The organism is Johannesbaptistia floridana (assembly GCF_057440575.1).
Genome location: NZ_JALKVM010000271.1, coordinates 1 through 9732, shown reverse-complemented (window position 1 = coordinate 9732; position 9732 = coordinate 1). Strand labels below are relative to the sequence as shown.

The window sequence follows — 9732 nt, the reverse complement described above, 5'->3', positions numbered from 1 at the left end:
ACACCAACACCAACACCAAACCCAACACCAACACCAACACCAACACCAACACCAACACCAACAACAAACTTAGAACAACAAATAGAAGGATTGCAACAGCAAATTAATGAATTAAAATCTCCAAAATCAGAAACACCAATATGGTTATATTTAGCTGCTATATTAGGACTTTTGTTGGGAATATTCAGTGCTATGGTAGCTGCAATTAATGCTATCAAATTAAGGCAAAATCAGCAAAGAATGCACAAAAAAATAGATGAGTCTAATAAGCGTATTAGAAATAATATACAGGTTATTAATCAAAATATTGATTTACTTAGAAACGAAATCGCTCAAGCACAACAGAAAAGCTCCACTTCTTCCTCCTCCAGCATTTACCCAGGTAGTTCTTTCAAAAAATATTCACCCGATACACAAATCAAGTCACGAGGATTCGATCCTCTATCAGGATTAGATTCTGAAAACAAAACAAATTATTCAGATGAAGATTATACTTCAACCCCCTCTAATCCGAGTTCTAAATCTACCTTCTCGCCACAACAGTTAGAACATTCACAAACTCCCGCTAATCATACTCCTCCTGTTCATGTAAGCAATTCTTCTGAGCAAGGAACTAAGGTAAGAATGACTTTAGATACTACAAACCAAGTATTAGGCGGGACTTTTAACAACAATGTTGAATTAGAAAAAAACCGTCAAGGAGAATATCTGGTAGTTAGTAATGATAGATACAATGAATATTTAATATTGAATCCAGAAGCCATATTTAATCCTCAAACTCTCACAATTATGAATAAATCGCGGTTATTTATTTGTAGGGATGATTTAGCCACCAGTCGAAAAGGCAAAGATATTCAATTGATTAAACCCGCTAAAGTTGAAAAAACCAACGAAGGTTGGAGATTAGTTGAGTCAGGAGAAATACAACTATAACTATTTCTAATAAAGGTAACAGTTCCTCAGATATTGCATCTTTACCTAATGTTACTGGTTGTGGATGAATTATGAGTAATGAGTAATGAGTAATGAGTAAGGAGTAAGGAGTAAGGAGTAAGGAGTAAGGAGTCTTGAAGTCTTGAAGTAAGAAGTAATGAGTAATGAGTTAAAGAATTAATGCGATCGCGCTTAATAATTGATTCTCGCCTGTTGGCCTATTTCTGTACTTTTTTGGGAGTGCAAGATATGAGTTACGGCAATTAAGCGTAACTATTGATTACTAAATAATTTAAATGTATTATATTAGGGGGTTTCCATGTTTAAAAAAAAAGACTAGGGTTATTAGTTTTAGCGATATTGTTAGTTACTTTATTAACAGGGTGTAGATACTCTTCTGAAAATCATAGTGATGGAAGTCCGTCAGTAAATGTGACTACAAGCAGTAGCTTAACAGAAAAGCAGAAGAAGAATATCAAAGAAAGTTATCTAAACTTAGAAACAAAATATCGAGAATTTGCTGGAGATATTCCTGAAATAAAAAATGATGGTTCTTGTCAACCTCAAGAAAGTAAATGTACTTTGAGTCAAGTACTTAGTTATCTTGAAAGCGAACCTAAAAATATTGCAGGAGGAGCAAAACCAATTTCTAGAACTTATTTAGGACAATCACACAAAATTTTTGAAAAACTGAAGCAAGCAATTAACGCTTTTAACTCTAGTCAAGATTTAGAAAATTTAACAATAAGTGAAGAACTTATTAGAATAATAGGTTATTTTGAAGATAATACATTATCTATAAGTAATATTACAGAGTTTCAAAATAAATATGGTATGAAAGGAGATGGAATTTTAGGACCAGCAACTTACAATCAATTAAAAACAACATTAGTAAATGAAACTCAGAATTTAGGAAAACAATTACAAGCAGTAAAAGCTAATTTAGAGAATCAAGGTATCGAGTTTAACCCAAAACCAGAACCAACACCAACAACAACACCGATATGGTTATATTTAGCTGCTGGATTAGGACTGCTACTTGGTATATTCAGTACCATCTCGTCTTTTCTTAACGCTAGAAAATTACGGCAAAATAAGCGAAAAAGCCAAATACAAGTTACTGGTTTAGGTGAAGATCTTGAAAATCTGAAAAGTAATATTGACAATAATCATCAAAATATTAATTCTTTAAAAGATGAAATTTATAAACTCCAACAAATAGTTAAACAATCTCCCCAGACTAGCAATAGCGAAGTAATTACAGTTACCGGAAGCTTAGTAAATCAACAACCAAAACCCTTAAACATATCTATTGAAGAATTAATTTGTCTCTATAACTATACACCTCAAATTCTCTTAGAATATATAATCCCTGTATCTGTAACCGCTGAAACCTATAGACAACAAACCAACGATAAAATTTATTTAGAAGTAGTTAATAATGGTTATTACTGGGTAGTCTTAACAGAAAATAACCACGGTAAATCTTATTGGCTACTTCCCAATGCTATGAGGAAAATTAATCTTCATCGCCAACGACAAGCAATAGAATCATTATTTATCCTTGAGGGAGAAAATCCTCAACCAAATAGTGAATTTAGCCTAGAAAAACCAGCTAAAATAAATATTGTTCCTAATGGTAAAATATGGCAACTTCAAGAAAAAGGTTCTCTGTATGTAGGTAAACTATCAATAGCTGCTAAACTCTTAACAGAATTAGTAGCAATTGCCAAAGCAGAAGGAAACGAAAACAAAAGTTTAGAAGAATTATTTAAATTTGTTCAAGAAGCTAAGGAATCAATCGCCGCAAATCATCAAAATAACAAATCGATAAAGCAATCTTTGCAGGCACAATCTAAGCGAATACAAGTCTTAGAAACTATGAATATTGATATACCGGGAACAACGGTAAGAATGACTTTAGATACTATAGACCAAGTATTAGGCGGGAGTTTTAACAACAATGTGGAATTAGAAGAAAACCGTCGAGGAGAATATCTGGTAGTTAGTAATGATAGATACAATGAATATTTAATATTGAATCCAGAAGCCATCTTTAATACTCAAACCCTGACAATTATGAATACATCGCAGTTATTTATTTGTCGAGATGATTTAGCTACAACTCGAAAAGGCAAAGATATTCAAATGATTAAACCCGCTAAATTAGAAAAAACCAACGAAGGTTGGAGATTAGTTGAATCAGGAGAAATACAACTATAACTATTTCCAATAAAGGTAACAGTTCAGCGATCGCTCTCCCGATGTAGCCTGGGTATCTTAAGCAAGATGGGAAAAACTAACCTTAAACTCAGACCCTAGCATCTTTACCTAATGTTACTGGTTGTGGTTGAGTAATGAGTAATGAGTAATGAGTAAGAAGTAATGAGTTTTTTTAAGTATTTATACTTACTTTTTTGAACCAAAAAACCCCACAATCAAAGTGGATACTAATAAAATTAATGTTGGGTTTCATGCTTCAACCCAACCTACAGAAGCTAATTAATTGCCGTAACGCACCGTTTATTATCTTAATAATCACATAATAATCACACAACAAAAAAGAAGTTCCTAAGTTAGGAACTTCTGTTGGGGTTAAACTCTGTACCTCATTAATACCTCATTACACTTAAAAAACCCCTAGTAGTTTGCGTTAATGCTTTTCAAAAATATTTTCTAGGTAGACACGGGCGCAGTAACGATAATTTTTAGTCTTTTCACCACTTTGTAATAAAAACATCGATAGTGCCGCAGCGAAAACACGATCTTGATCCCAATTGGGATGGGTTTCTAAATAGTTACTTAAGGATTCATGTAGCTCTTCGGGAATCTCTGCCAAAATGCTTACGGATGTGTTCATACTTACTTTAACTTTCCACAATCAACGAATAAAAATAAGTTCTAGTTACTCAACTCTTCTATTAGTCCTATTGAGTTGAGAACTGGTCACTAAAACTATTGTTGTCTTGTTTAGGGGGGATTTGTCAATGATACAAAAAATTAAGTAATTGCCGTCAATAATTTTTTCTCAACCAAGTTATCAGGGTTTGAGGTCATTTTTCGTTACATAACTTTATATAAATAGGTTTTTTAGCACGATTGTAAGCATAAACATATAAAAAAGGGCAAAGTCCGATTATTAGGTAAGAGGCTGTGGAAAAACCTGGGTAAACTGTGGAAAAAAGCAAAATAAATTGTGGAAAGAGTGGGGATTGTTTAGTGGAAAACAAGAGAAAAAAACTTGATAAAAGTTATTAATTTAAAGAAGTAAATTGTCTTCGCCAATTATCAGCTAACTCATGAATCTCTGACAATTCTTGAGCATCAAAGCGCTTGAGATGGGATAAAACTAGATTCATACGCCCCAATGACTTTAACCGTGACTGATGACGGGCTAGAAAATCCCAGTAAAAGAAATTAAAAGGGCAAGCCTTATCGCCAGTGCGATCGCCATGATTATAGACACAGTTACTACAATAATCACTCATACGGTTTACGTAATTAGCTGAAGCGGCATAAGGTTTAGAAGCTAAAACACCACCATCGGCAAATTGCCCCATACCTAAAACATTCGTTTGCATCACCCAATCATAAGCATCAATAAAAGCGCTATGAAACCAATCTTCTATCCCTTGGGGAGAAACACCCACAATTAGAGCAAAATTACTGAGAATCATCAGACGTTGAATATGATGGGCATAGCCAGTAGTTTCTACTTGAGTTAAAACTTGGTAAAGACAATTCATCTGTGTTTTACTAGCATCCCAATATAACTCCGGTAAACTTTCTTGATGCTCAAACCAATTACTCTGGCTATAGTCTTCATTTACATAACTATATATTCCTTGAAGATACTCTCTCCACCCCAGAATTTGACGAATAAACCCCTCTACACTATTTAAAGGTATATCCCCCTCACCATAGAAAGTTTCTGCCCTATTTACTACTTCTTGGGGAGTAATTAAACCGATATTGAGATAGGGAGAAATTAAACTATGAAACAAAGTAGGCTCCCCCGTCACCATCGCATCTTGATAGGGACCAAATTTTGCTAAAGTATGGGTAAGAAAATGCTCTAAAACTGCTAATGCTTCTTCCCGGGTTACTCCCCAGTTAAAAGGCTCTATCTTCCCGTATAGAGGTAAATCTAGAGAATTAACTTTTTCTATCACATTGCGAGTAATTTTATCAGGTTCAAAACTTAAAACTTGAGGAGGATTGAGATTAGACTTAGGTGGTTTGCGGTTTTCCTTATCAAAATTCCATCTATTGCCTACAGGTTTTTTATCCTCCATGAGAATTTGAAAACGTTGGCGACTAGCTCGATAAAAATCCTCTAAAACTAAGTTTTTGCGTTTATCTGCCCAGTCTTTAAACTCATCACTACTCCAGTAAAAGTGGTTATTTGGTAGCCAGGATATTTGACAACTAAGATTAGAGTTTTCAATCTTAGTTTTACAGGGGAGATCCCTGGGATCCATGATTTGTAACTGATTTACTTGATAGTTATCTAACCATTCTTGCAGAGGAGATAACCAATCAGAGGCAATAGCGTAGGTAACATCTCGGCCTTGAGAGCGCAAAACCTCAGCAAAATGGCGCATTGCCGACCAAACTAACACCAATTTTTGACGATGATAGGGTCTAGTTTTGGCAAAATCGAGACTTTCAATCAAAATAACTGGGGCTTCGGGGAAATTAACTAAAGCAGTTTGGTCCAAAGATAATTGGTTACCTAATACCCAAATACCAATAGTCATTGCTGCTCTTTCCCTCTAAATTTTTGTATAATTAACTGTAGTGCTAGTAAAATCAATCCGAGGGTCACGAAGCCAAAAACTCCAGTGCCCAAAGCCGTAAGACCAACAACAAGAGTTCGTACAGCCACACTAAGGTTAATAGCGATGGGATTAGTAAAGGTAATCGGTTTAGTGGCGAAAACTGTGGCAATAGCTCGCATTAATAGATACAATGCAAAAGCCAAAGATCCTGATACAATAGCCCCAATTAAACAGCGAATCGGAGTTACTTTTTGACTGGTTGGTTCTACTTCACTCATAAAATGCCCTTTGTGTACTTACTTTAATTTTAAAACCGATAGGAGAGTTTAATAACTTTATGTTTGACGCTTTAGCAGAACGTTTAGAAGATAGTTGGAAAAAACTACGAGGTCAGAAAAAGATAACTCAAGCTAACATCCAAGATGCCTTAAGAGATGTTAGAAGAGCACTAATCAATGCTGACGTTAACGTAGAAGTCGTAAGAAACTTCATCAAGGAAGTAGAAGAGAATGCCCTCGGGGCTGAAGTTATCTCCGGTGTTAATCCTGACCAACAATTTATTAAGATTGTTTACGACGAACTAGTAAAAGTCATGGGAGAGAGTAATGTACCCCTCGCCCAGGCAGAAAAAGCACCGACAATTATCCTCATGGCAGGTTTACAGGGTGCAGGAAAAACTACTGCTACCGCCAAACTAGCTAACTACTTAAAAAAACAAAACCGCAGTTGTTTGATGGTGGCTACAGATATTTATCGTCCTGCGGCCATTGACCAATTAGTTACCCTGGGTAAACAGATAGAGATTCCCGTATTTGAACTCGGAACCTCTGCTAATCCTGTAGATATCGCTCGTCAGGGAGTAGCTAAAGCTCAAGAAATGGGCGTTGATACTGTACTTATTGATACAGCAGGGCGACTACAAATAGACTCAGATATGATGCAGGAACTGAGTCAAATTCAAAAAACAGTTAAACCTCAGGAAACCCTGTTAGTTGTTGACGCTATGACCGGGCAAGAGGCAGCTAACGTAACTCGTACCTTTAATGAAGAAATCGGCGTTACTGGAGCAATCCTAACTAAAATGGATGGTGATAGCCGCGGAGGTGCTGCTCTCTCTGTACGTCAAATTTCTGGACAACCAATTAAATTTATTGGGGTAGGAGAAAAAGTAGAAGCCTTAGAACCATTTTATCCAGACCGTTTAGCTTCTCGTATTCTTAATATGGGTGATGTTCTTACCTTGGTAGAAAAAGCCCAGGAAGAAATCGATATCGCCGATATGGAGAAGATGCAGGCGAAAATGATGGAAGCGAAATTTGATTTCAATGACTTCCTTAAACAAATGCGATTACTCAAGAATATGGGCTCTTTGGGTGGAGTTTTAAAACTCATTCCCGGGATGAATAAACTTAGTAGTAACGACCTGGAAAAAGGCGAATCACAGCTCAAACAAACTGAAGCTATGATTAACTCTATGACTAAAGAGGAACGTAATGATCCTGATTTACTAGCTAAGTCTCCAAGTCGCCGTCGCCGCATTGCTCAAGGTTCAGGTTTCCGTGAAACAGATGTGCGCAAACTCGTAAGTGATTTTACCCGTATGCGCTCAATGATGCAGCAAATGAGCACTGGAGGTATGCCCGCTATGCCTGGTATACCTGGTATGGGTGGTATGGGTGGTATGTTTGGGGGAAATGCTCCTCAACCAGGTTTCCGCGGTCACCAAGGGGGTACTAAGAAAAAGAATAAAAAACCCAAGAAAAAGAAAAAGGGTTTTGGTCAACTCTAAGAGAAATCTTTCGTTATAATAAGAGTTTGGAAACTTATAATGTTATTAATGAGCAAAAATGATTAAAATACGTCTCAAAAGATACGGGAAAAAAAGAGAAGTTAGTTATCGCATTGTAGTCATGGAGAGTAGTACACGTCGTGATGGTCGTGCTATAGAAGAACTAGGTTTTTATAATCCTAGAACTAATGAAACTCGCTTAAATGTTCCAGCAATTGTTACACGTCTGAAACAAGGTGCTCAACCCACTGATAGAGTACGTCGGATTTTAGAGAAGGCCCAAGTTTTTGAACAGGTAAATGCCTAATTTCGAGCAAGTAGAAAACAAACCAACCCCGGATTACATGGGGATAGTACGTTTTTTGATGGAGCCATTTTTGGAACCATCAGAATCTTTGAGTATAGACTGCGAAACCATCAACCAAAAGCAAAAAGTCTGGATTAGAGTAGCTATTGATACTGCTAACAAGGGTCATATATATGGGCGTGGTGGCCGCAATCTGATGGCAATTCGTACTGTTTTAGCAGCGACAGGGGCGATCGCCGGACAGTCTATTTATTTAGATATTTACGGTGAGGAAAACGACCAGCAACATCACAGCGGCAATCGGAGTAAAAAAACCACCGAGTCTAAACCAATGCCTAAACCGAAATTAAGTCAAGACCCGGTTGAAGAATAGCTTAAACTTGGGTTCTGATAATTAGGGTATTTCCTGTCAGTTTGGTGAGCTTTTTTTTCAATCAAAGGAAAAAATCTGCGTGCTAGTCGTAATTGTCTAAAGGTTTGGTGAGGATCGCTGAGATGGGTTGTCGGTAAAGTCTGTCCCATCTCTTTGAATACCAAGCCTAGAGGCACGTTGATTTGGTCTTGAAGTTTGAGACATTTAGTGAAAAACTCACCACTCGCGCTAACTAGGGAGCCAACTCCTCCCCTAGCCTGTCCCCAACCCATAAAGTAAATACCTTTGTAATCTGGCAGAAATGACCCGGCATAGCATTTGACAATTGGCCCTTCGACTCTTTGTAATTCTGGAGGGAGAAAAGGATAGCTAACATGGTAACCAGTTCCACAGACAATTAGATCTAATTCTTCCCGACTACCATCGATAAATTCTACCTCCCTACCATCTAAATGAAAAACTTCTGGTTTGATTTGAATGCGGCCATGCTGCAAGTAGTAGGGGACTTCGTTATTCAGGGTAGGATGTTTGTCAAATATACGATATTTAGGCTTCTCTAAACCATATTTTTCATGATCTCCAAAAGTAACCTTGATGATACCGTAGACTAATAATCTTTGTAACCATTGGGGCATCCATCCTCTAATTAAATCCGTCACGGGCACTCCTGCAAAGGATTTAGGAATAAACCACACGGAATTTCTCAAGCTGAGGAAGCATTTACTCCCAATACGTGCTGCTTCAGCTGCCACATCACAGGCAGAGTTACCTCCTCCAATTACTAGTACTCTTTTACCTCGCAGTTGCTCCCTCTGGTGATAGTCTTTAGTATGGATAATCTCCCCGGTGAATTCTCCTGTGAATTTGGGGAACTTTTTACACCAGTGGTGACCGTTGCAAATGATAATCCCTTTGTATATTTTTGGGGATTGGTTATTGAATTTTACTTCCCATAGGTTATTTTCTCTGGGGACTACTTGTTCAACTTCGGTGTTAAGTTGAATATGTTGGTGTAACTGAAAATGATCCGCAAACAAATTGAGATAATCCAGCATTTGTTGGGCACTGGGAAAATTAGGATAGTGTCGAGGCATGGGAAAATGGGTAAATTCTGTAACTCGACGGGAGGAGATGATGTGGGCGCTTTCATAAACCCCATGGTACCAGTTACCCCCTATTTTATCACTGGCATCTACTTGGTCATAGTTAATATTCGCTTGTTTTAAGGCTTGGGCGATTCCTAATCCCACAAACCCAGCACCAATAATTAAATGTTTTTCTGTAGTGGTCATTAATGTTTTTATATTATTATTTTTTCTATTAATACTATTATAATTTTTTAGCTCCCTCCATGAGAATTCAGGTTCGTAGTTGGACTTTAGTCCAAAAGCATCACAAACGTGTAACGCACCACTCATCATCTTGTATTCAAAATAGGCAATAATCAAGCAACAGGCGATCGCCCCTAAATCCGTAGGGTGCGTTAACAACGTGTAACGCACCATTCATTATCTTGTGTTCAAAATAGACAATAATCAAGTAACAGGCG

General features: G+C 37.1%; 8 protein-coding genes and 1 pseudogene. 5 read left to right on the top strand and 4 right to left on the bottom strand.

The features are described from left to right. Together MW688_RS16910 and MW688_RS16905 are read left to right on the top strand one after the other, a co-directional pair. Positions 1–933, top strand: a pseudogene (locus MW688_RS16910) (hypothetical protein); the annotation flags it as partial. Between the two features lie 432 nt (positions 934–1365). Beyond that, on the top strand, positions 1366–3156 hold the full coding sequence (locus MW688_RS16905; protein WP_486737188.1) for a peptidoglycan-binding domain-containing protein: 1791 nt from the start codon (positions 1366–1368) through the stop codon (positions 3154–3156). A 430-nt stretch (positions 3157–3586) separates the two neighbouring features. On the opposite strand, the gene MW688_RS16900 is transcribed toward MW688_RS16905, so the two are convergent. The 3 genes from MW688_RS16900 to MW688_RS16890 all read right to left on the bottom strand — a co-directional run bounded on the left by MW688_RS16900 (position 3587) and on the right by MW688_RS16890 (position 5992). Next, complete coding sequence (locus tag MW688_RS16900) at positions 3587–3793, bottom strand: DUF2811 domain-containing protein (RefSeq protein ID WP_486737187.1); 207 nt, start codon at positions 3791–3793, stop codon at positions 3587–3589. 394 nt (positions 3794–4187) lie between these two features. Further along, complete coding sequence (locus MW688_RS16895; protein ID WP_486737186.1) at positions 4188–5693, bottom strand: cryptochrome/photolyase family protein; 1506 nt, start codon at positions 5691–5693, stop codon at positions 4188–4190. After that, positions 5690–5992: a DUF3082 domain-containing protein gene (locus MW688_RS16890; RefSeq protein ID WP_486737185.1), complete on the bottom strand. Its 303-nt coding sequence runs from the start codon at positions 5990–5992 to the stop codon at positions 5690–5692. Before MW688_RS16890 ends, MW688_RS16895 begins: the two co-directional genes overlap by 4 nt. A gap of 59 nt (positions 5993–6051) precedes the next feature. Between MW688_RS16890 and ffh the strand changes: the two genes are divergently transcribed. Genes ffh through MW688_RS16875 form a run of 3 tightly spaced genes read left to right on the top strand, consistent with a single transcriptional unit; the run spans position 6052 to position 8183 of the window. After that, positions 6052–7503, top strand: a complete 1452-nt coding sequence (gene ffh, locus MW688_RS16885) for a signal recognition particle protein (protein ID WP_486737184.1) — start codon at positions 6052–6054, stop codon at positions 7501–7503. 58 nt (positions 7504–7561) lie between these two features. Next, positions 7562–7810 carry a 30S ribosomal protein S16 gene (gene rpsP, locus MW688_RS16880; protein ID WP_486737183.1) on the top strand — a complete coding sequence of 83 codons (249 nt, stop codon included), beginning with the start codon at positions 7562–7564 and terminating at the stop codon, positions 7808–7810. Next, on the top strand, positions 7803–8183 hold the full coding sequence (locus tag MW688_RS16875) for a KH domain-containing protein (protein ID WP_486737182.1): 381 nt from the start codon (positions 7803–7805) through the stop codon (positions 8181–8183). Before rpsP ends, MW688_RS16875 begins: the two co-directional genes overlap by 8 nt. On the opposite strand, the gene MW688_RS16870 is transcribed toward MW688_RS16875, so the two are convergent. Beyond that, complete coding sequence (locus MW688_RS16870) at positions 8162–9688, bottom strand: flavin-containing monooxygenase (RefSeq protein ID WP_486737181.1); 1527 nt, start codon at positions 9686–9688, stop codon at positions 8162–8164. The two genes, MW688_RS16875 and MW688_RS16870, sit on opposite strands and share 22 nt — an antisense overlap. Positions 9689–9732 lie beyond the last annotated feature (44 nt).